Below are 22640 nucleotides of genomic sequence, written 5' to 3'. Positions count from 1 at the left end.
TGGCGCCGCCTTGCAGCGGCGCCCTGTCGTCAGCGTGCGTGACGCATCCCGGGGGTCAGAAACCGGCGTTGCGATAGCCCGGCACCGCCTGCTCCAGATAGCTGTCCGCGCTCTGGCCGACGCCACCCAGTCCCTTGAACTCGAAGGTCAGGAAGATACCGTTCTTCTCTTCATCATCCGAGATGGTATTGGCGGTGTCGTTGTCATCCTGCCATTCCCGCCAGGTGATCTGGACGCCATAGCAGCAGTCGTTGTACTGGACACCCAGCACCTTCTCCAGCGAGCGGGAATTGGTGCTGTCGTACTGATAGCGGCCCAGCAGCGACCAGCTTGCACTGACCGGCGTCGCGAACGAGAAATCCCACTCGTTGCGGGTATAGCCCAGCACGTCTTCATCGTCCTCATCATCGTAAGGCACGAACCCTTCGATCTCACGATTGAAGCCAAAGTTCAGTACCGTGCCCTGTTTGGCGCGATAACGCAGTGATGTCTGGGCGCTTTCGGTGACACCGCGATCGAAGTCCTGGAACACGGCCTGGGTCGCGGTCCACTGGTCGTTGAGGACCACATCGGCCTGGAAGACCACCGGCGAGCGGTCACGCGTCGCCCGATAGTAATCGGAGTAGCTGTCGAAGTCGGAGCGAGACGTCTTGTCCGGGTCCCCATCCATGTCGATGTTGCGGTCCGACAGGTAGCTGGACTGGCCAACGCCCAGCTTGAGGCGTTCACGACCGCTCTCGTCACTGATGAAGCGCGAGGAGACGCCGTAGGAGATCTTGTTGGTGTCGCCTACTCGGTCGCCACCGCTGAAGCGGTAGGGAGACCACAGCTGATTCCAGCTGAAGGCATCCTCGGAGGTGTCGAAGTCCGGGAAGTCGGACTGATCGACCTCAGGGACATAGGCGTAGTACAGACGCGGCTCCAGCGTCTGCTTGTAACCTTCGCCGAACCACTCGGTATCACGGTCGAAGATCAAGCCGCTGTCCAGTGACAGCACCGGAATGGTCGCCGAGGTACTGCTGTCACGATCGGTCTCGCGATCCCCGTAGTCCAGGTCGTAGCTCAGACTGATCAGCTGGGCACGCGGCTCGATGAAGCTCCAGCTCTGATCGCTGCGCCAGCCCACGGCCGGCGCCAGACGCAGACGGGTGCCGTTGGCGGCTTCATCGTCGTCGATGTCTGTGTCGGTCTCGTCCACATCACGCCAGAAGTAGGTGGCGTTGGAATTCCATTCTTCATAGAAGCCGCTGGTCTGGCTCCAGCGCGCGTTGGCAGTCAGGCTCGGCAGGCGATAGAACGGCTTGTCCTCGTCATCCAGCGGAAAGTCCATCCGCTGATACCCCTGCGCCTTGAACTCGAGATCCCAGACGTCGCCACGGTAATTCAGTCGCGCGAGACGCTCGAGGCTGTCCGTCTCGGTCTCGCCGAAGTTGCGCCCGAAGTCATCGAAGTAATTGCCGTCGGATGCCGCGCCGTACTTGAGCTGATAGGCCGTGCGCGCGTCATAGCGACCAGAGTGCTGGTAATTGATGTACCAGCGATCCTCGCCGATGAGATCCTCTTCATCGTCATCCGGATCACTGCCGCCATCGTCATCGGCCAACCAGGCGCCTTCCAGCGTGCCTTCGTCGCCACGCGGCAGCAGGTAACGGAACTCACCTTCCAGCATCTCACCGCGCTCTGAAATGTAGCGAGGCGTGATGGTGGCATCGTAATTCGGGGCCAGGTTCAGATAGATGGGCTGGGCATAATCGAAGCCGCTGGAGCTGGTGTAGCTGAGCTGCGGCCACAGCAACCCGGTGTGGCGGCGGTCATCGACCGGGAAACGCACATAGGGCCAATAGAAGACCGGCACGCCGCCCATTTCCATGCGCGCGTGGGTCGCCTCCCCCCAACCGGACTCCCGGTCGATGGTGATATCGCTGCCGACCAGACGCCACAGGCTGTTGCCCGGCTCACAGGAGGTGAAGCTGGCATCCTTCAGGCGATATCGGCCATCTTCCAGACGCGCCAACTGCACCGCATCCCCCCGGATACGCTGCTTGTGGAAGACGTAGTGACCATTGTCGACGCTGGCCGCGTCGCTGTTGAGCGAGACGCGGGCATCATCTCCGCGCAGTAGCACGCCGGGCTGACGGTAGGTCACCGGGCCCTTGGCCGTCGCGGTGTCTCGCGCCTCGTTGACGCTGACCTCGGGCGATTCCAGCTGGGAATCACCCCGTCTGAGCACTACCTCGCCCATCAGGGTCGCGACGCCATCATTGCCATAATTGGCCTTGTCGGCGGAGGTCGCGACCTGCTCGGGCGTGTCACCCGCATCGATCCGGTAGGCCGGTGTCACGTAGCGACCGCTGCACAGCTGCCCCTGCGGCACCTCATCATAAGGCTGCCAGTCGAGCTGGCTTGCCGACAGCGGCTCCGGCGGGGCGGCTTGCGCCATCAGCGGCGCGCCGGCGGCCAGCGGGGCCAGCGTCCACAGGAGACGCAGCACCAGCGGCTTGAGCCGCCATGTCGCCGGCTGGCTGACGGGGAGACGCGTCGCCGTCGTGGAAGACGCAAGACGACGATGCGGCCGCCCGAGGGCGGACACCGGCTTGCCCGTGTGTATTGAATGGCTGCGCTGGGCCATGGCTGCTCTGTGTCCTTGGCTGGGGGAATCGGTATTATACAGGCCCAGCAACCGGCCTTCCTGCTTGCCGGTTCCGCCTGTCCTGTGGTCACCACACCCCAGCATGCGGGGCCGCGGCACAGGCGTCAACTGACAGCCGGCCCCCGTATCCGCCGACAGGAGCCCCGCCCCATGACATCCGACGCCCGCCGTCAGGCCCTCCACGCCTGGGCTGCCGCACGCCACGACCTCACCCCCGACGCCGTCCGCTTGAGTGCGGTGGCCGACGACGCCAGCTTTCGTCGCTACTTCCGCCTGCATCTCGATGAGAGCGCCCCCGGCATGTCGTCCCGCATCCTGATGGATGCACCGCCGGAAAAGGAGGACAGCCATGGCTTCGTCGCCATCGCCCGTCAGTGGCGAGAGGCCGGCCTGCCCCTGCCCGAGGTCTTCGCCTTCGATGACGCCCGAGGCTTTCTGGAGCTTGAGGATCTCGGGGATACGCCATTGATGACGGCCCTGACCAGCACCGAACACGCCGACCACTACTATGGCGAGGCCATCGGCCTGCTCGAGCAGTTGCATGAACTGCCGCTGGCCGACCTGCCCGCCTATGACGATGCGCGTCTCAAGGCCGAGATGGACCTCTTCCCCGAATGGTGTCTGGGGCAGCTGCTCGACATGCCGCATGACCGCCGCTACGCCGCCTGGGAAACGCTCTGCGGACAGCTGCTGACGGCCGCGCGCGCGCAACCTCTCGTCACCGTGCACCGCGACTTCCATGCCCAGAACCTGTTCCTGCATGCCGATGCCGGCCAGTCGCGGGAGACGCTGTGGATCATCGATTTCCAGGATGCCGTCATCGGTCCCGAGAACTACGACCTGATCTCGCTGCTGCGTGACCGCCACTGGCGCTGGCCGGAGCCCGCCATGGCGCGCTGGATCGAACAGGCCCGCCTTGCCGCCCTGCCACGCTATGCCGCCGCTGGCCTGCCGGCCCCCAGCCCGCTCGCGTATCGTCAGAGCGTCGAGCGCATGGGGGTGCAGCGCAATCTCAAGATTCTCGGCATCTTCGCGCGCCTGACCCTGCGCGACGCCAAGCCACGCTATCTGACGCTGATGCCACGCTTCCTCGGCCATCTGCGTGAAGGTCTGGCCTTCTGCCCCGAACTGATCACCTTCACCCACTGGCTGGATGAGGTGCTGACCCCGGCGCTGTCACTGCGCCTGGCCTCCGAGTGCGAGGCACGAGGCCTGCGACTGGCCAATGGCGAGACGCCGGAGATCAACCTCGACGACTACGATGAGCTGGCCGCTCTGGCCGATCGCGCGGCACGCCGGATGCGCAACGCCGAGGCACGTCAGACAGATGTCACGCAGGAGAGAGGCTGATGCGCGCGATGATTCTGGCCGCGGGCTTCGGGACTCGCATGCGTCCATTGACTGACCACACGCCCAAGCCGCTGCTGAACGTCGCAGGACGCCCGCTGCTGGAGCATCACCTGCTCAGGCTGGAAGCCGCAGGCGTGGATGACATCGTCATCAACGTCGGCCATCTTGCGCAGAAGATCCTGGAGCATTTCGCCGCTGCTCGCTCTCCCTGCGGCTTGCTGCAGGCGCGCTGGCAGGGCCGCAGGCGCGAACTGACACTGACGTTCTCCCATGAGACGACGCCACTGGAGACCGGTGGCGGCATCGCACGCGCGCTGACACTGCCCGGCGCTCTGACGGCCGATGACGCCGACGAGACGCCCTTCCTGCTGATCAATGGCGATGTCTGGTGCGATGTGGATCTCGGGGCGCTGATGGCCCAGGCACTGGCCAGCCAGACTCAGTGCCTGCCGCCAAGGCCGTTGGCGGGCCTGGTACTGGTGGACAACCCGCCACACCATCCGAGCGGCGACTTCCTGCTGATGCAGGATGGCGAAGTCCGCGACGGCCCCGTGAATGGAACGGACGAGCGCATGGACAACGCAGACCGCCTGACCTTCTCCGGCGTGTCATGGCTGTCCCCACGCCTGATCCGGCGCGCCCTGCACGAGACGCCGGCTCTGCGAGAGGGGGATGGCGTGTTCAAGCTGGCACCGCTGCTGCGCGATGCCATGCAGCGCGGGGAGGCACGCGGACTGCATCACCGTGGCGAATGGATCGACGTCGGAACGCCGGAAAGACTGGACGAGCTGGACAGGCTGCTCAGCGATCGCCCGACACATCCAAAGGCATGAGCTCGCAGGCATAAGCTCAGCGCCGGACGTTCCTCCGGCCGCGGGCGCGGCAATGCTATTCTGTGCGCCTTCGTGCGGTCCCGCCTGCGCACCGGTGCACCTCACTGACTCATTGATTCACCGAAGGGAGAGAATTCGTCATGGCAATGAACACCAGCATCAAGTGGACCGATGGTCGCCAGTTCCTCGCGGAATCCGGCAGCGGCCACAGCGTCGTCATGGATGGCAATCCGGAAAATGGCGGACGCAACACCGGCCCGCGCCCGATGGAGATGCTGCTGATGGGGCTGGGCGGCTGCACCAGCTTTGACGTCATCCAGATTCTCGAGAAGGCCCGCCAGCAGGTCACGGACTGCCGCGCAGACCTCACGGCCGAGCGCGCCGATGGCGTGCCCAGCGTCTTCACCAGCATTCACGTCAACTTCGTGGTCACGGGCTACAACCTCAAGGAAGCACAGGTAAAACGCGCCGTGGAGCTGTCCGCCGAAAAGTACTGCAGCGCGTCATTGATGCTCAGCGCCGGTGGCGTCGAGATCACGCACTCCTACGAAGTCATCGACAGCGCCGCCTGATCATCTCCCGGCACTCCCCCTCTGCCACCCGCCGCCATGAGCGATCTGACGGCGGGTGGCAGAGGGGGGACTCACGCCAGCGAGCGACGCTCGACGGGAATTGACGCTGGCGTGTCAGCCCTGCCTGTGCATAATACGCCCCTCAAACCGGTTGTCTTCCCGGTCGCTCCTCGGCCATCGGCCACGAAACGAGCGCCGCAGGACACCTTCTTCGGCCCGATGTTCACCCCTGGATGGCAACGCCACACGGGCGTGATAGAGGCATCGGATGTCATACCACCCTCCCATCTCAAGGAGGCCTGGACGTGAGCGATCAACTCCGCCTTCACGGGTTCAACAACCTCACCAGTTCGTTGAGCTTCAATATCTACGACATCTGCTACGCGCAGACCGAAGAACAGCGTACGGCGTATATCGATTATATCGATGAACTCTACAACGCCGAGCGTCTGACCCAGATACTCAAGGATGTCACCAACATCATCGGTGCCCACGTGCTGAACATCGCGCGTCAGGACTACGAGCCGCATGGTGCCAGCGTGACCATCCTGATCGCCGAGCATGAGCTGGAAGAGACGGACCCCGCCCAGACGGAGCCGGGTCCTGGCCCGCTGCCCGAGACGGTCGTCGGCCATCTGGACAAGTCACACGTCACGGTGCACACCTACCCTGAGTCCCACCCGGACAACGGCATCAGCACCTTCCGTCTGGATATCGATGTCTCGACCTGTGGCATGATCAGCCCGCTGAAGGCACTGAACTACCTGATCCACAGTTTCGACTCCGACATCGTGACCATGGATTACCGCGTGCGCGGCTTCACCCGCGACGTGGATGGCAAGAAGCTGTTCATCGATCACGACATCACCTCGATCCAGGATTACCTGGCGGAAGACACCAAGTGTGCCTACCAGATGGTCGATGTGAACGTGTATCAGGAAAACATGTTCCACACCAAGATGCTGCTCAAGGACTTCGAGCTGGACAACTACCTCTTCGGCACCTCGCGTCGCGAGCTGACCTTCGAGGAAGCCACCAACATCGAAAGCCGTCTGCGTCGCGAAATGCTCGAGATCTTCTACTCGCGCAACTTCGACTGAGCCGGGCACGCCTCGAGGCATGCAAAAGCCCCTGACACCTTTGGGTGTCAGGGGCTTTTTTCTGGCCCGACCACGGCTCAACGCCTTCCGTCAGGCCCGGGGTCAGTCTTGCGTTGCGGCGCAGTGGTGCCGGCCTCGTCCAGACGCCGGGCCATCTCGTCATTGACCTCACGCTGGAGCGCCTCACGGCGCTGTTCGCGCTCCGCCAGCGACTCCCCCTGCATCACCGCCACTTCATCAAGCCGGGTGCGCAATTCACGCACCTCGGTCGTCAGCTCGCTGATCTGGTGGTAGAGCGCGCGGGTCATGTCGCGCTGGGCACGCGCCGCGCGCGCCTCCTGCTCACTGTCATCCTCGATGAAGATCGAACTGATGTAGGCCGCGAAGCTCCCGAACAGCCCCACGCCTCCCACCATCAACAGCACGGCCACGACCCGCCCCAGGGTGGTGATGGGATAATAGTCCCCATAGCCGACGGTGGTCACCGTCACGACGGCCCACCACAGCGCCTCCTCGGCAGTGTTGATGGGGCTGTCGGGGTTGGGAGTCTCCACCATCAGCATGGTGAGTGCGCCGAAGACCACCAGCAGCACCGTGGCAGTGGCCGCAGAGGCGAACACCCCCTCGGCGCGATTGCGGAACAGCAGCTTCCAGATCATCTCCATCGACTTGATGGCGCGCAGCACTCGCAGTATCTGCACCACGCGAAACAGCCTCGCCCCCTGGAAGAGGCCTGCCGGAATACAGGCCAGCAGGTCGATCCAGCCCCACTTCATGTACTCGCGCTTGCTCTTCGCACTGGCGAACCGCTTGCAGAAATCAACGAAGAAGAACAGGCAGACCACGTAGTCCATGTACTGCAGCAGTCGCTGGACCGGAGGAGACAGTTCGAAGATCAGATCCACGACCATCGCACCGATGACATACAGTGACAGCACCAGAATGAACAGCTGAAAGGGCGTGACGCGTTCCTGCATCCGAGGATCTCCGTAAATGGGGCTCAGGAAAGCCTACCCCATCCTCGACGTCCTGACAGTGTGAAGACACCGCTGTCGTGCTTGCGATGATTCATGCGCCCGGTAGTTCATGCGACCGAAGCTTCATGCGCTCGGTGATTCATGCGTTAGCCTCATGTGCCCGCGCTCATGACGTCTTGTCGCGCGACTCGTCGTCACTCGGAGGCTGGAAGGTAGACTGCTCGCTGATGTCTTCCCCACTGATGCGATTCAGAAGCTTGCGCAACTTGTGACGCTGGCGGCGTGATGACAGGCGATTGGAATCCCAGCGCTCCGGTACCAGCGCACATTCTCCATTGGCATCGTGCAGACGGAAGGCACGCTCGACACCGATCGGGTGGTCTTCACTGCCATAGATGCCGATGATGCTCAGCGTCAGGCGCTGGAATTTCAGCTGCTCATTGCTGGGCCAGTGACCGTCAAGCGAGATGCCATTGCGGCGCGCCATGCGCTCGATGACTTCAGAGAACGTCCCGATATGCAGGAAGTCGCCCGAGCCCAGCGGCCCCTGGCGCGTGGTATCGGAGATACGCCATTCACTGCTGCTGGAAGCCTCCTTCGCGGACTGTTCGCTGTCGCCGTCCTGCTGATTGTCACTCTGCTCGTCACCTTCCTGATAGCTGCGTTCGAACTCGGTGACATCCATCAGCAGGCTGCCATGACTGGTATCCAGCCGGGCGATGATGTGCTCGATGAAGATCGATTCGGCACTCATGTTGCTGACGATGCACAGGCTGTCGATCCCCTTGGACTTGCCGCGATTGATCAGCACGCGCGGGCGCCGCTGGCGACGGAAGTTGTGATACAGCAGCTGTGCGTAGACCAGCCAGATGAAGAACGAGCCGATACTGGCAATCGCCGAGATGGTTTTCGAGTGATTCGCGATCCACTCCATCATGCTGACCTCCCCTGTCAACGTTGTCTGGTGCACCCTTTCTTGGGGATGGCGACAGGGGATTGCGAGCATTGATATGGCGTTTAATCACGCCGCGCGAATCATCGGGACAGGGAATGCCTGAGCCGGACACGAAATGTCTGAGTCAAGATCACTCCCCCAGCAAGGATTGCCAGATAGTGATGACACGCTCGCGGTGCATGGCGATGAGCGGCACCTGCTCGAGATTGATGAGGCTGCCACGCTTTTCCAGCGCGAGGCGGTGGCTGGTATTGCGATAGGCCAGATAGGCCTCGCGCAGCTCACTGGCCTGTTCCCCCGGCAGGCGCCCACAGGCCTCCAGCGTCTCGAGCAGTCGCATGTTGTCACTCCATCTCAGAAGCTCAGGCTCCTGATGGCTCATCGACAACACGCAGTACTGGGCCAGAAACTCGATATCGACGATGCCTCCCGCATCCTGCTTGAGGTGGAACTGGCCTGCATCCCGGTCCTTGGCGGAACTCCCCAGGTGATCCCGCATCTTGTGGCGCATGGCGACGACGTCCTTGCCCAGGGCATCGGCCTCTCGGGCCTGCCCCAGCACCTCCCGACGTGTCTGCTCAAACGCCAGCGCCAGCGCCGGATCCCCCGCCACGGCACGTGCCCGCACCAGCGCCTGATGCTCCCAGGTCCAGGCCTGGGAAAGCTGGTAATCACGGAAGGAAGCCAGGCTCGAGACCAGCAGTCCGGAGTTGCCGGAAGGCCGCAGGCGCATGTCGACTTCGTAGAGGGCACCGGCCGGAGTCACCGCGGTCAGCAGATGAATGATGCGCTGACCCAGCCGGGTGAAGAACAGCGGGTTGTCGAGGGGGCGCGGGCCATCCGTCTGGCCCTTGCTGGCGGCATCGTGCAGGAAGACCAGATCCAGATCCGAGCCATAGCCCAGCTCGATGCCCCCCAGCTTGCCGTAGCCGACGATCACGAAGCAGCCGCTCAGACTGTCCCCGGTGATCGGCTGGCCATCCCGCCCCAGCGGAAAGCCGTGCTTGCGGGTCAGGGTCTTCCAGGCCATCGCCAGCACCTGCTCGAGGATCACCTCGGCGATGAAGGTCAGATAATCGCTCACCTTCATCAGCGGGCGCGCCCCCGCGATGTCGGAGGCAGCGACGTGCAGCACCTGGGCGTGCCGGAAGACGCGCAGCGCCTCGAGCAACGCCTCTTCATCATCTTCGGGGATGCGTGACAGCGCGATGCGCAGCTCATCGGCCAGACGCACCTTGTCGGCGGGCGAGTAGAGATTGTGCGGGTGCAGCAGCTCGTCCAGCAGCACCGGATAGCGTGCCAGCTGCTCGGCAATCCAGGGGCTCGCCGCACACAGGCGCATCAACTGCGTCAGTGCATCAGGATTCTCGCGCAGCAGCGCCAGGTAGGCCGTGCGACGCAACACGGCCTCGATCAGCGGCAGCACACGCTCCAGCACGCGACTGGCATCATGCTCGCCGGGCTTTTCCGGATCGCCCGCCGCCGAGCCCAGCGCCTGCAGCAGTGAGGGCATCAAGGCATCCAGACGATCAAAACCGATGCGCTGCATCCCCTGCACTGCCCGTGAGCGACGCAGGCTGTTCAGGCGCCGCAGACTCTCGTCGGGTGCCTCGAATCCGCTTTCGGCGAGCAGCTCCCGACCCTCTTCCACCGTCAGCTCATCGCGCCACAGGGCACGCCACTCATCGAGTGCCTGCTGCCCTTCGGGCGGTTCGGTTTCCTCGTCTTCCGGCGCGGCGATCACGTTGTCGAAGTGCAGCCGGATGCGAGCCCGCACCTCTTCGAGTCGCTCGGTGAGCGCCTCCCAGTCCGGCAGCTGCATCGCCAGGGCGAGACGCTCGCGCCCCAGCGGGTCCAGCGGCAATGTCTGGGTCTGGCGGTCGGCCTGCGCCTGCAGGGCATGCTCAAGATCACGCAGGAAGACGTAATCCGGCACCAGCTCATCCACGACCGCCTGTGGCAACAAGCCAAGCTCGGGCAGTCGCGCGAAGGCTGTCTTGAGTGAGGTGACCTGCAGTTCCGACTCGCGGCCACCGCGGATCAACTGGAAGGCCTGGGCGACGAATTCCACTTCGCGAATACCACCGGACCCCAGCTTGATGTTGTCAGAGAGCCCGCGGCGCTTGACCTCGCGATTGATCATCCCCTTCATCTCGCGCAGGGATTCGATGGCGCCGAAGTCCAGATACTTGCGGTAGACGAAGGGTCGCAGATGCGCGATCAGTCGCTCGCCCGCGGTGATGCTGCCGGCCACTGGACGCGCCTTGAGCATCGCGTAGCGCTCCCATTCACGCCCCTGATCCTGGTAGTAGCTGGCCAGCATCGAGAAGCTGCCCACCAGTGGGCCGCCGTCCCCCAGCGGCCGCAGGCGCATGTCGACGCGGAACACGAAGCCATCGGCGGTCATCGCATCCAGCGCCGCGATCAACTTCTGGCCCAGCCGCGTGAAATATTCCTGGTGATCCAGCGACTTGCGCCCGCCCGTCGTCTCGCCCTTGTCGGGGAAGGCGAAGATCAAGTCGATATCGGAGGACAGGTTGAGCTCTCCGGCCCCCAGCTTGCCCATGCCGAGCACCACCAACCGCTGCGGCTCTCCGAAGCGATCCGCTGCCGGGTGGCCATAGCGCGGTTCAAGAAAGGCCTCCAGCCACCCCAGCGCACCTTCAAGCGAGACCTCGGCCAGTCGCGAGACCGCGCCCGCCGTGTCCCACATGCCCGTGCCATTGAGATCACGCCAGATGATGCCCAGCATGCGCAGCTGGCGGAAACGCCGCAGCACCTGCTGCATCGCCTTTTCATCCTCGGCGGCCGACAGCCCCTCCGCCAGCCGTGCGCTCAATTCCCGTGGCGGCAAGGTGCGTTCAAGCTCGCCGCTCTCGATCAGTTCGGCCAGAAGCTCAGGGCGACGGCACAGGGTATCGAGAGCGAAGTCCGACAGCGTGACCAGACGGGCGAGCTCGAGACGTTGCTGCGCCCCCAGCGCCAGAAACGTCGCCACGGGCGAGCTGGCATCGCCGCGCATCTCGCTGAGACTCCGGGCCTGCATCAGGCTCTCGTTCAGACGCTCCCGTGCGGCGCCGGCAGCCTCCTCCAGTGTCTGGCGACTGTGCTCGAATTGCTGGCCGAGCAGCGACTCCAGCGGCAGGAAGTCTGCCGGCAGCGGGAGATCCGCTGACGGACAGGAAGAGTGAGGTGATGAGGCGGGGGCGTTGTCGGGCATGGTCGTCTCCTTCGATCCGACCTTCAGCATAACGGAGGCAGAGGGGACATGACACGGCCATGCCCCACAGGCGATATGCCCTATCCGAACAGCTTGTCGTAGAGCAGCGTGCCCCAGGTCAGGCCCGCGAAGATCAGACCGAGCATCACCGCTGCCGAGCCCATGTCCTTGGCGCGCCCGGACAGTTCATGAAACTCCGGGCCGATACGATCGATCGCGCACTCCACCGCGGAATTGAGCAGCTCGACCATCAACACGATCAGGATGGAGCCGACCAGCAGCAGCCACTCGATGTGCGATTCCCCGATCCACCAGGCGAACGGCAAGAGTAGCGCGCACAGGATCAATTCCTGCCGGAAGGCTTCTTCATTGCGCCAGGCCGCCTTGAGCCCCTTGAGAGAGTAACGCGCGGAGTGCTTGAGGTGGGTCAGGCCGGTATGCCGTGATTTCATCTTCGGGTCTCGTGCAGACGCAGCACGGTGGCTGCAGAGGCCGATCTTTCAATCGGACGATGACGTTTACCAGAAACACGTCTCGGGGAGAGCTGCCAGCACTCCGGCTGGCGACCTCGCAGCGCTAGCTGCGCGATTTTCACGACCAAAGGCTACCCGAGACCTCATCACCGAGCATGCTCTAATACCGCCAGGCGCTCGATGACGGCGGCGATGATAGCAAAGCCCGCGATGTTGCGGCATTGCCGATACTGTCATCCAACAACAACAAGTCAACGCCCGGGAACTGCCCATGCCTTCCTCATCTCACGACACACGCCAGACACTCGGTCACGGACTGGCGCGCAACTTCCTCGGCCAATCGCCGCGCTGGTACAAGCAGTTGATGTGCCTGTTCCTGATCACCAATCCGCTGCTGCTGTGGTTCAGCGGCCCTCAGGGTGGGGTGATCGTCGGCTGGCTGTTGCTGGGCGAGTTCATCTTCACGCTGGCCATGGCGCTCAAGTGCTACCCGCTGCAACCCGGCGGTCTGCTGGCGATCGAGGCCGTCGCCATCGGCATGGCCTCCCCGGATGCCATCATGCAGGAGATGGAGCGCAATCTGCCGGTGATCCTGCTGTTGATGTTCATGGTGGCAGGCATCTACTTCATGAAGCCGTTGCTGCTCTATACCTTCACCAAGATCATTCTCGGCGTCCGCTCCAAGACCTGGCTGTCGCTGATGTTCTGTCTGGCCAGCGCCCTGCTGTCCGCCTTCCTGGATGCCTTGACCGTGACCGCGGTGATCATCGGTATCGCGGTGGGCTTCTACTCCGTGTATCACAAGGTGGCGTCAGGCAAGAATTTCGATACCCAGCATGATCACGCCAACGACATCAGTGTCGAGGCGATCCACAGCGAAGATCTCGAGGACTTCCGCGGCTTCCTGCGCTCGCTGTTGATGCATGGTGCCGTCGGTACCGCGCTGGGGGGCGTCAGTACCATGATCGGCGAGCCGCAGAATCTGGTGATCGCCAAGGCCGCCGAGTGGGATTTCCTGTCCTTCTTCCTGCAAATGGCCCCCGTCACCCTTCCCACCTTCTTCGCAGGACTTGCGCTATGCGTGCTGCTGGAACGCGGCCGCTGGTTCGGCTATGGCCAACGCCTGCCTGCCAGCGTCCGCCGGATTCTCGAGGACTATGATCGCCATCAGGATGCGCGCCGCACCCCGCGCGAGCGCGCAGCGTTGATCGTGCAGGGGGTGGTGGCCATCCTGCTGGTCCTGTCACTGGCGCTGCATCTGGCCGAGGTCGGGCTGATCGGGCTGGCGGTGATCATCCTGTTGACCGCCGGCAACGGCATCACCGATGAGCATCAGATCGGACGCGCCTTCCAGGAAGCGCTGCCCTTCACGTCACTGCTGGTAGTGTTCTTCACCATCGTCGCCGTCATCCACGAGCAGCATCTGTTCCAGCCCTTCATCCAATGGGTGCTCAGTCTGCCGATGGAGGACCAGGCGGGGGCGCTGTTCCTCGCCAACGGACTGCTGTCCGCCATCTCGGACAATGTCTTCGTGGCGACGGTATACATCACTCAGGTAAAGAACGAGTACCTGGCGGGCAACATCAGTCGTGAGCATTTCCATGCGCTGGCGGTGGCGGTTAACACCGGCACCAACCTGCCAAGCGTGGCGACCCCCAATGGTCAGGCGGCGTTCCTGTTCCTGCTCACCTCGGCCATCGCCCCGCTGGTCCGGCTGTCCTACGGGCGCATGGTATGGATGGCGCTGCCCTATACCGTGCTGATGACCCTGGTCGGCCTGGCCACCGTGCGCAGCTTCATCTGATCAGCGGCCCCGGTTGCGTCAGTCTCATCCCAATGTCGAGGTCTCAGGACTTCCCCGCGGCGTCGCTTGCAGGCACTGTGAGACCGAGCGTCTCACGCCAGACGCCCTGACACCTTCACGCAGGAAGAGCGCCAACACCAACGCCAATCACGAGGAGACTGCCATGTCCCGCGCACTGATGCTGCACGACGAGACCCCACGCGCCCGAGTCGTCGAACTCTCCGATGATCAGCTACCCGACCTGCCTGTCACGGTGGCCATCGAGCGTTCCGGCCTCAACTACAAGGATGCGCTGGCCATCACCGGCCGTGGCAAGATCGTGCGCGAGCTGCCCTTCGTGCCGGGCATCGATTTCGCGGGATGTGTCGAGGCCTCCGATTCGCCGGACTTCCAGCCAGGCGACGAGGTCATCCTGACCGGCTGGGGCGTGGGCGAGCGTCATTGGGGCGGACTGGCCGAGCGCATGCGCGTCAAGCCCGAGTGGCTGGTCAAGCGCCCCGCGAACCTGAGTGCCGAACAGGCCATGGCCTTCGGCACGGCGGGCCTGACTGCCATGCTGTGCGTGATGCGTCTCGAAGAGGCCGGCCTGACGCCCCAGCAAGGCCCGGTGATCGTCACCGGTGCCACTGGCGGGGTCGGCAGCTGGGCAGTGCAGATGCTGGCCGAGCAGGGCTTCGAGGTCCACGCGGTCAGCGGCAAGGCCGAGCAGCGTGAGTGGCTCGAGTCACTGGGCGCGAGCGAGGTCCATCTGCGCAGCGATTTCGAGGAGAAGGGCCGTCCGCTGGAGAAGAGCCGCTGGGCCGGTGCCGTGGATACCGCCGGTGGCCAGGTACTGGCCAACCTGCTGGCGCAGATGCATTACGATGGCAAGGTGGCGGCCGTGGGACTCGCGGCGGGCGCGGACCTGCCCACCAGCGTGATGCCATTCATCCTGCGCGGCGTCTCATTGCTCGGCGTCGACAGCGTGATGATCAATGCCGAGCGTCGCCAGCAGGTGTGGCAACGCCTGGCCGAGGTCTCCAGCGAGCTGCACGCGCGGATGCAGCTGGAGACGGTGGGACTGGATGACATCGCGGCACGTGCCGAGGCCATGATCGACGGCAACATCAGTGGCCGCGTACTGCTGGATCCCGCCCGCTGACATGCCAGCGCGCACCACGAATCGCAGCCGATCACGGAAAAAATGCGCCATTGCATCGAAAATTGCGCCAAGTCATTGATTGTTGCGGTGCAATACGCTGTTTGAGGTTAGCCAAGGCGGCCTCACGACGCTATGCTCTAGGCATCTCGTTACGCCCTGTCGAGCGTCCCGAGTGCCCTCCCCTCAGCCATGCCGGGCGTGTGGAGGATCACCCCGCCTTCGGGCGGGGTTTTTTGTGCCTGTCACACAGGCCATGAAGACGAAAGCCCCCGCCAGCTGGCGGGGGCTTTCGTGTCATGCAGTCACGGCCGATGGATCAATTGCGCTCGATCATCGCGGTCAGGTCCTCCGCGACCGGATCCAGCACCTGCGGCCAGGAAAGATACGGTACGGCGGCACGCCCGTTGACCATCACGGCAAAGGCTCCCCAGCGGCCTGTCTGGGTGCGGAAGTAGCCCGAGATGGCGCGCACCGGCACAGGATTGTTGAGCGTTCCCGTCTTGACCATCACGTGATTGCGGAAGGTCTCGCTGCCGCGCCGAATGAAGCGCATCGGACCATTGGCCGGTGCCTGAAGCCCAGCAACGAAAGTGGGGAACAGGGCCGGACGGTGGTACATGCTGTCGAGCAACGCGATCAGACCATTGACGCTGGTACGGTTCTGCGAGGTCAGACCACTGCCTGAATACAGCGTCAGCGGACCGTGACCCGGGATCGCGCTGGCGAAGGTCTCAAGCTTGGCACCTCCCTGACGCAGCGTGGCCTGACTGCCACCGACCAGTGCCAATGTCAGCTGGTCGGCCATGAAGTTGTTGGAGTAGTTGAGCATCCGCGTCAACAGCTCCTGCATCGGCTTGCCCTCGACACTCCCCAGCTGTACCGCACTGGAAGGCGGTGCCGTGGTGGTGATGTCCACGCCGCCCGTGACCGCGATGCCGGCACGCGCCAGCATGTCGCGCATCAGCTCGCCGGTATACAGCGCCGGATTGGACACGGCACGGTAGATGCTGCGCGGCTGGCTGTCGGCGGCGATGGTGCCACTGACGACCAGCGTATCGCGCCCGTTGCTGGTGGTACGACGCGCATTGAGGGCATTCTTTCCGCCGGCCGCGACGGTGGTGACCTGATTGTCGAAGATCTCGGTGGGCTGGGTCGTGTCACAGCTGGCAAGTCGCGCCGGCGCCTGACTGCCCGCCCCCGGCATCACCTTCACGCACCAGCTGGCATAGTTGCTGGCCGCGGACGACAGCAGCGCATCATAGGCGTTGCTCGAGCGACGCGAGGCATTGCAGCGATCGGTACTGATGCATGGCACCGGCCCGAAACGCCACTGACTGACCAGCAGGCGTCCCTCGATGCGCCGGATGCCTCTGAAGCGCAGCTCTTCGGTCAGGCGCCACAATTCTTCACTGGTCAATGCCGGGTCACCACTGCCCTCGAGCACCAGATCGCCGGTCAACACGCCGTCATTGATCGAGCCCGTGCTGCGCAGACGTGTGGAGAAGCGATACTGCGGCCCGAAACGGTCCAGCGCCGCGCCAGCGATATAGAGCTTGGACAACGATGCGGGCGTCAATTGCAGGCCGGGATCGACCGAGGCCAGCGTCTCGCCGGTGTCCAGCATGCGAGCCTGGGCACTGACGATGAAGCCCTTGTCAGCCAGGCGAGTGAGGTTGTCGAACCCGGCTGCCTGCGCCGGCCCGGTCGCTACCAGGGTAGCGCCGGCGGCGATGGCCAGTCCGCGCAGCGAGCGCGTGAAGCGCAGCGGCATTCCCGACACCGCGGGGTGTGCCGCTGCCTTGAACGGGCGAAGCAGCGAAGAGAGCAACGTGGGCAGCAACGCAGGTCGCGCAGAGGTTTGTGCAGTGCGAAGTAGAGGCATGAGGCATCCAGTGACGTCGTCGGTAAGCATCCATGTCACAGCCGGATTGGCGCCGTGATGCCTCTAGCTTAATGAGGAGTGGCGCTGGAAAACAGATGCAGGACGGCAACTCCCCCCACGATCATCGCCAGACCCAGGATCGCCGGCAGGTCCGGCATCTCGCGATAGACCACCGCGCCGAACAGGGTGACCAGCACGATCCCCAGTCCAGACCACACCGCATAGGTGACGCCCAGCGGCAGGTCCCGCAGCACCAGCGTCAGAAGATAGAAGGCGATGCCGTACCCCACCACCACGATCAGGCTGGGGCCGAGTCGCGAAAAGGACTCGGAGGCCTTGAGCGCACTGGTCGCGATGACCTCTGCCAGTATTGCCAGCGCCAGAAAGACATAACTCATCGACTCACCTCATGGAATGTGGTGACGGGTGCTTCCGCTCACGGGCAGCCTTGCGTGCCAGCAGGCGGGTCATGACCGCGTCGAACAGTGGATTGAAGATCATGGCCCAGACAAGGAAGAAGGCCACGAAACCAAGGTCCAGCAACAGTGCCTGCCATAGCCCGATCTCCAGCCAGGCCGCGACGAGGAAGACCGTCACCAGCACCAGCCCCAGCTCGAAGCCGAGTGCCTGGGTGATGCGCTGAAGCATATTGCGCTGGCGAGTCGGTACCCAGCGGTCGAACATCCAGTTCCAGACCGTACTCCAGATCACGGCCAGCGTGGACATCACCACGGCCAGGCTCCCCATGCTCGCCAGATCATGTCCCGTCAACATGGCGGACAGCGGGGCCACGATCAGAATGCCGCCCAGCTCCAGCAACCCAGCCTGTGCCAATCGCTCTTTGTTGGAACGCATCACCGAGACTCCTGCTCAGACTTCGCACATGATGCCGTGCGGCTGTGCGAGGTGGATATGTCAGGCATTCTAGAGGTCATGGAGATGGATAAAAGTTAGTATCCATCTAGTATTCAGATGGATCGAGGCGAGAGGCAAGGCAATGAACTGGACACTGGAACAGCTGACGACGCTGCGTTGCGTGGCGGAAACGGGGTCTTTCTCCGCCGCGGCACGTCGTCTGGGCCGTGCGCAGTCCGCCGTCAGCACCGCCATCGCCAATCTGGAGATGGACCTGGGCTGCGAGCTGTTCGATCGCACCCCGCGTACCCCCATCCTGACACCTGCAGGCAAGGCACTGCTGCACGAAGCCAATAGCGTGCTGGTGCAATGCCAACGCCTGGAGGCCCGTGCACGCACCCTCAGCGAGGGCCTGGAAGCCAGCCTGACTTTGGCGATCGATGAAGCGCTGGTGGAGATGCCACCCGTGATGGAAGTACTGGAAAAGATGGCGGTGCAGTATCCGACACTGACACTGAATCTGCTCAATGGGGCTCAGGATGAAGTGGCGCGCTGGGTGGAGCAGCACGAGGCCAACCTCGGCATCCTGTTCTGCCAGCCGCTCTGTGCCATGGCACTGGAGCGGGAGGCTCTGGGACGACTGGAGCAGGTGCTGATCGTCGCCCGCGACCATCCCCTGGCACAGCTCGAGAGCCCGACCCACAGCGATCTGGCGGATCACCGTCAATTGATGATCGGTCAGCGTCAGCAGCTGGGCCCCGGCCAGGAAGCTCCTCGTTCACAGCGTTTCTGGCAGCTCAACAGCTTCTATGCCATGGCGGAACTGACGACACGTGGCCTGGGCTGGGCACAGGTGCCACGTCACATCGCCCATTACCCGCCCTTCCAGAAGCGGCTGACGATACTGGACCTGAGTGCACTGGGCGCCACCGCCGATATCGATATCGAATTGATCTCGCGACGTGACAGCCCCCGCGGCCCTGCCGCCAGCTGGCTGCGCCAATCACTGCGCGACACCTTCCGTGACAGTCACGCCGCCATCGCCAACCAGAACCTGCCGCCGGCATGACACGCCTCACACCTGCAGGGGGTAACGCTCAGGCGTGTGCTCGAGCTGGCATTCAAGGCGCCACAGCGCCTGACCGGACTCATGATACTTGCGCTCGAAGTGGGTCAGATAATCGCCGTGCGGGACAAAGGCCTCTGCCGTCACCTCGACACCGGTGGCATGACCGATGGCCTGAGCGAATTCCAGTGCGTAGATCTGCCAGTTGGTGCGCAACTCGAGCCGACCGCCCAATGCCATGATGATCGGAAATACCGGATGGCCTTGCCAGCGCATCTTGAGGTGACGCGCCTTGGGATAGGGATTGGGATACAGCAGGGTGTGATGAGCCGGCGCCCAGCCTGCCGCCAGTGCGAGACGCCAGAAATCAACGAGATCAGCACGTACCAGCAACGCGTTGTCCGGAAGCTCGCCGTGCTTGCGAGTGAGGCGGTCCTCGCTGCGATCGACCCCGATCACCGCATGATCCGGATGGGCCAGTGCCAGCAGGCGGGTCGAGCGCCCGACGCCACAGCCGCTGTCCAGCCACAAGGGCTTGTCCTGTTCCGCCAGCCAGCGTTGCGCCTGTTCAAACGCCTCACGCGTGTGCTCCGCGACTGGCTTGCGAAGCGGATGTGCCATCGCACGGCGTACGCGCCGCTCGATGTCCTCGTGGGGGCCGGACTGGGGAGAGTCGATCTGACGGGAGTTGGCGTACATCGGAATTCCGGTGGCAGGCGAGCAGAAAATGGACGAGGGAATTCTAGCAGATTCCTCTTTCGGGAATCCGCCGCGCCCCGCTCGGTCTGGCGGCAAGCGCCGGCAGGCAATGCACAAAAAAAGGCGCATGCCTCTCGGCACGCGCCTACACCAACTCTAGCGACTCAAACAGCCCCTGAAGCATCTCATCCGTCACGCCCATAATCAAACAAACGATTGATCTTTTTTCGTGACCCAGGACCTCGGTGGAATGGCCTACCCTGCAACGCAGGATATCGCACAGTGTTCGCAGCGAGTCCTCGCTAGCGCCGCAGCCTGAGAGCAGGGTGCATGACGCCTGTATTGAGGGGGTGTTATCATCGCGGCATCATTTGGACGAATGCCCGCAGAGGCGTCGCCCAGACCAACGACTCACAGCATTTTTCACGAGGAAAGCGGCTTGTCACACTTACCGGTGATCGTCGGCATGGGCGGAGTCAACGCCGCCGGCAGGACTTCGGGTCATCAAGCCTTCCGGCGCACGGTGCTCGAGACTCTGTCGGAGACGGACCGCCAGGAGACCCTGCTGGGCCTTGCATCGCTCATGAATCTCGCCCGCTGCGACGAGCAGGGTCAGTGGTTCGATGCCGAAGGCCAGCCCGCCGAGGCACAGGCACTCGCGGCTCGTCTGGAAGAGCAGGTACTGGCACATTCCCTGATTCGTCGCATCGAAGACGAACGCTTCAATGACGCCGGGATTCCCGCCAACCGCCAGTCACGCCTGACGTTGACCGAGGACCTGAGCTTCACCCTGCGCAGCCGCCAGCTGCCGGAGCAGCCACCCGCCGCGTGGCAGATCCGCGAGCTGGACAATCGTCGCGTCGAAGTCACGGTGCCGGCAGGCGAATTCGATGTCCTGCTGCCGGACAACCGCAGGGCACTGGTGCGCGCCGCCGGTCAGCTGCCCAGCGGCTTCGCGCCGGAGCAGCTCTACCGCAGCGTGCATCACCCTCGCGGCCTGTCGATGACCATCTTCGGCGCCAGTGACTGCCTCGGCGACAGCGGACTTGACTGGGACTCGCTGCGCGACAGCCTCGACCCCGACGACATTGCCGTCTATGCCGGCAACTCGATCGGCCAGATGGACACTGAAGGCTGGGGCGGACTGATGAAGTCCTTCGTGGCCGGCGAGCGCGCCACCTCCAAGCAGATGCCGCTGGGCTATGCCCAGATGCCGGCCGACTTCCTGAATGCCTATGTGCTTGGCAATGTCGGGGGAGCCGGTGCCGCGATGGGTGCCTGCGCCAGTTTCCTCTACAACCTGAAGCTGGGCCTGAATGACATCCGCAGCGGACGCCGTCGCGTGGTGATGGTAGGCACGGCGGATGCGCCCATCACGCCGGAAGTCATTGAAGGGTTCCGCAGCATGGGAGCGCTGGCCGATGACGAGAGTCTCAAGGCCCTCGATGCGCTGGAAGTCCTCACTGACAGCGATTACCAGAAAGCCTGCCGTCCCTTTGCGCGCAACTGCGGTTTCACCATCGCCGAAGCGACCCAGTTCGTGATTCTGATGGCGGACGAGCTGGCGCTGGAGACCGGCGCTCGCATCCTGGGCAGTGTCCCGGATGTCTTCGTCAATGCGGATGGCTGGAAGCGGTCCATCTCGGCACCGGGCGTCGGCAATTACATCACGCTGAGCAAGGCGGTGGCGCTGGCGCGAGATATCGTCGGTGATGAAGGCGTACGCCAGCGCAGTTTCGTGCATGCACACGCCACCTCCACACCGAAGAACCGCACGACCGAATCCCATGTGCTCAACGAGGTGGCGCGGGCCAACGGTATCGAAGCATGGCCTGTCGTGGCGGTGAAGACCTTCGTCGGCCACAGCCAGGGCAGCGCGGCGGGTGATCAGACGGTCTCGGCACTCGGCAGCATGACCACCGGCATTCTGCCGGGCATTCCGACGCTGGATGCCATCGCCGAAGACGTGCATCACAGCCATCTCGACATCCGACGCGAAGCTCGCGAATTCTCGGCCGATGTCGCCTTCATCAATGCCAAGGGATTCGGTGGCAACAACGCCAGCGGCGTGGTGCTGTCGGCCGATGTCACGCTGAAGCTGCTGACAGCGCGACATGGTGACGACGCCCTGGCGGCCTGGCGTGAGCGCAGCGGCCTCTGTGAGCAACGTCGGGCGGACTATCTGGACAAGGCGCAGCGCGGTGAATTCACGCCGACCTACCGCTTCGGCGAGGGTGTGCTGGAAGGGCCGGAGCTTGAGATCACTGATCGCGAGATCCGCATTCCGGGATACGCGAAAGCCGTCTCTCTCAAGGTCGACAACCCCTTCGGGTCACTCTAGCGACACCTCGTGAGCGACTGCCATGAAGAGCGCTCCCCCAGCCTGCTGGCCACAGCAAGGCTGGGGGTTCTACACTCGGACTGGCCACCAGCTTTCGCTCGTTGCCCGCAGGCGTCTTGCACCAAGACCAGAGCGCAGGCTTCTCATCCTTCGTCGTCCATTGCAGCAAGGCCGTCCGCGATGGCCCGCTGACAGAGCACGAGTTCGTCATGCCCAAGAACATTGCCGTCTACCCTGGCACCTTCGATCCGATCACCAATGGCCATACCGACCTGATCGAGCGTGGTGCTCGCCTGTTCGACAAGGTCATCGTCGCGGTCGCCTACAGCCCGAGCAAGCAACCCGCCCTTCCACTGGAACTGCGCATCGACCTTGCCCGACAGATTCTCTCGCATCTCGACAATGTCGAGGTCATCGGTTTCAGTTGTCTGCTGACGGAGCTGCTGGAACAGCAGAATGCGCGTATCATTCTGCGCGGCCTGCGCGCGGTATCCGACTTCGAGTACGAGCTGCAGCTGGCCAACATGAACCGGGCACAGGCGCCGCACGTCGACAGCCTGTTCCTGACCCCGGAACTGCAGAACTCCTATATTTCATCGACCATCGTGCGCGAAATCTCGCGACACGGGGGTGATGTGTCGCGTCTGGTGCACCCGATAGTGGCCGAGGCTCTTGCCAGCCACTTCAAACCGCCCGGCGCCGACACCGCCACAAGCTGAGGA

Annotated in this window: 18 protein-coding genes; 9 read left to right on the top strand and 9 right to left on the bottom strand. The window is 63.5% G+C overall.

Annotated elements, in window-relative coordinates; translation table 11 throughout:
* Window positions 1–55: 55 nt before the first annotated feature.
* Complete coding sequence (locus OW493_RS12535; protein ID WP_289864321.1) at window positions 56–2629, bottom strand: LPS-assembly protein LptD; 2574 nt, start codon at window positions 2627–2629, stop codon at window positions 56–58.
* A gap of 171 nt (window positions 2630–2800) precedes the next feature.
* Between OW493_RS12535 and OW493_RS12530 the strand changes: the two genes are divergently transcribed.
* The 4 genes from OW493_RS12530 to speD all read left to right on the top strand — a co-directional run bounded on the left by OW493_RS12530 (window position 2801) and on the right by speD (window position 6505).
* Window positions 2801–4000, top strand: a complete 1200-nt coding sequence (locus OW493_RS12530) for a phosphotransferase (RefSeq protein ID WP_289864320.1) — start codon at window positions 2801–2803, stop codon at window positions 3998–4000.
* Window positions 4000–4833, top strand: a complete 834-nt coding sequence (locus tag OW493_RS12525) for a nucleotidyltransferase family protein (protein ID WP_289864319.1) — start codon at window positions 4000–4002, stop codon at window positions 4831–4833. The genes OW493_RS12530 and OW493_RS12525 overlap by 1 nt, the downstream gene beginning before the upstream one ends.
* A gap of 146 nt (window positions 4834–4979) precedes the next feature.
* Window positions 4980–5405, top strand: coding sequence for an OsmC family protein (locus OW493_RS12520; protein WP_077378074.1), 426 nt, complete (start codon window positions 4980–4982; stop codon window positions 5403–5405).
* A 305-nt stretch (window positions 5406–5710) separates the two neighbouring features.
* Window positions 5711–6505, top strand: a complete 795-nt coding sequence (speD, locus tag OW493_RS12515; RefSeq protein WP_077378071.1) for an adenosylmethionine decarboxylase — start codon at window positions 5711–5713, stop codon at window positions 6503–6505.
* Between the two features lie 77 nt (window positions 6506–6582).
* Here speD and OW493_RS12510 read toward each other — a convergent pair whose 3' ends face one another.
* The 4 genes from OW493_RS12510 to OW493_RS12495 form a co-directional block, all read right to left on the bottom strand.
* Window positions 6583–7482, bottom strand: a complete 900-nt coding sequence (locus tag OW493_RS12510) for an ion transporter (protein ID WP_136939574.1) — start codon at window positions 7480–7482, stop codon at window positions 6583–6585.
* 166 nt (window positions 7483–7648) lie between these two features.
* On the bottom strand, window positions 7649–8419 hold the full coding sequence (locus OW493_RS12505) for a hypothetical protein (protein WP_077378065.1): 771 nt from the start codon (window positions 8417–8419) through the stop codon (window positions 7649–7651).
* Window positions 8420–8567: 148 nt separating this feature from the next.
* Window positions 8568–11657, bottom strand: a complete 3090-nt coding sequence (glnE, locus tag OW493_RS12500; protein WP_289864318.1) for a bifunctional [glutamate--ammonia ligase]-adenylyl-L-tyrosine phosphorylase/[glutamate--ammonia-ligase] adenylyltransferase — start codon at window positions 11655–11657, stop codon at window positions 8568–8570.
* Window positions 11658–11737: 80 nt separating this feature from the next.
* Window positions 11738–12109 carry a diacylglycerol kinase gene (locus OW493_RS12495; RefSeq protein ID WP_077378057.1) on the bottom strand — a complete coding sequence of 124 codons (372 nt, stop codon included), beginning with the start codon at window positions 12107–12109 and terminating at the stop codon, window positions 11738–11740.
* A 292-nt stretch (window positions 12110–12401) separates the two neighbouring features.
* Here OW493_RS12495 and nhaB point away from each other — a divergent pair, with 292 nt between their 5' ends.
* Entirely contained in the window at window positions 12402–13934 is a 1533-nt protein-coding gene (gene nhaB, locus OW493_RS12490; RefSeq protein ID WP_077378054.1) for a sodium/proton antiporter NhaB, read from the top strand.
* A gap of 163 nt (window positions 13935–14097) precedes the next feature.
* Window positions 14098–15075: an MDR family oxidoreductase gene (locus OW493_RS12485; protein ID WP_191237694.1), complete on the top strand. Its 978-nt coding sequence runs from the start codon at window positions 14098–14100 to the stop codon at window positions 15073–15075.
* Between the two features lie 316 nt (window positions 15076–15391).
* On the opposite strand, the gene dacB is transcribed toward OW493_RS12485, so the two are convergent.
* From dacB to OW493_RS12470, 3 genes are all read right to left on the bottom strand, one after another.
* Window positions 15392–16846 (bottom strand): D-alanyl-D-alanine carboxypeptidase/D-alanyl-D-alanine-endopeptidase, encoded by a 1455-nt coding sequence (gene dacB / locus OW493_RS12480; protein WP_176494267.1) that lies wholly within the window; start codon window positions 16844–16846, stop codon window positions 15392–15394.
* 179 nt (window positions 16847–17025) lie between these two features.
* Window positions 17026–17355 (bottom strand): multidrug efflux SMR transporter, encoded by a 330-nt coding sequence (locus OW493_RS12475; protein WP_077378046.1) that lies wholly within the window; start codon window positions 17353–17355, stop codon window positions 17026–17028.
* A gap of 4 nt (window positions 17356–17359) precedes the next feature.
* Entirely contained in the window at window positions 17360–17812 is a 453-nt protein-coding gene (locus OW493_RS12470) for a PACE efflux transporter (protein ID WP_077378043.1), read from the bottom strand.
* Between the two features lie 142 nt (window positions 17813–17954).
* Between OW493_RS12470 and OW493_RS12465 the strand changes: the two genes are divergently transcribed.
* Entirely contained in the window at window positions 17955–18881 is a 927-nt protein-coding gene (locus tag OW493_RS12465; protein ID WP_077378039.1) for a LysR family transcriptional regulator, read from the top strand.
* 6 nt (window positions 18882–18887) lie between these two features.
* Here the strand turns inward: OW493_RS12465 and OW493_RS12460 are convergent, their stop codons facing one another.
* Window positions 18888–19577, bottom strand: a complete 690-nt coding sequence (locus tag OW493_RS12460; RefSeq protein ID WP_136939579.1) for an SAM-dependent methyltransferase — start codon at window positions 19575–19577, stop codon at window positions 18888–18890.
* A 466-nt stretch (window positions 19578–20043) separates the two neighbouring features.
* Between OW493_RS12460 and OW493_RS12455 the strand changes: the two genes are divergently transcribed.
* Complete coding sequence (locus OW493_RS12455) at window positions 20044–21918, top strand: beta-ketoacyl synthase (protein WP_176494288.1); 1875 nt, start codon at window positions 20044–20046, stop codon at window positions 21916–21918.
* Between the two features lie 209 nt (window positions 21919–22127).
* On the top strand, window positions 22128–22637 hold the full coding sequence (gene coaD, locus OW493_RS12450; protein WP_289864316.1) for a pantetheine-phosphate adenylyltransferase: 510 nt from the start codon (window positions 22128–22130) through the stop codon (window positions 22635–22637).
* Window positions 22638–22640: the final 3 nt, after the last annotated feature.

The organism is Cobetia sp. 14N.309.X.WAT.E.A4 (genome assembly GCF_030397495.1).
In the GTDB taxonomy this organism is placed as follows: Bacteria; Pseudomonadota; Gammaproteobacteria; order Pseudomonadales; family Halomonadaceae; genus Cobetia; species Cobetia marina.
This window is presented reverse-complemented; position numbering and strand designations above follow the sequence as displayed.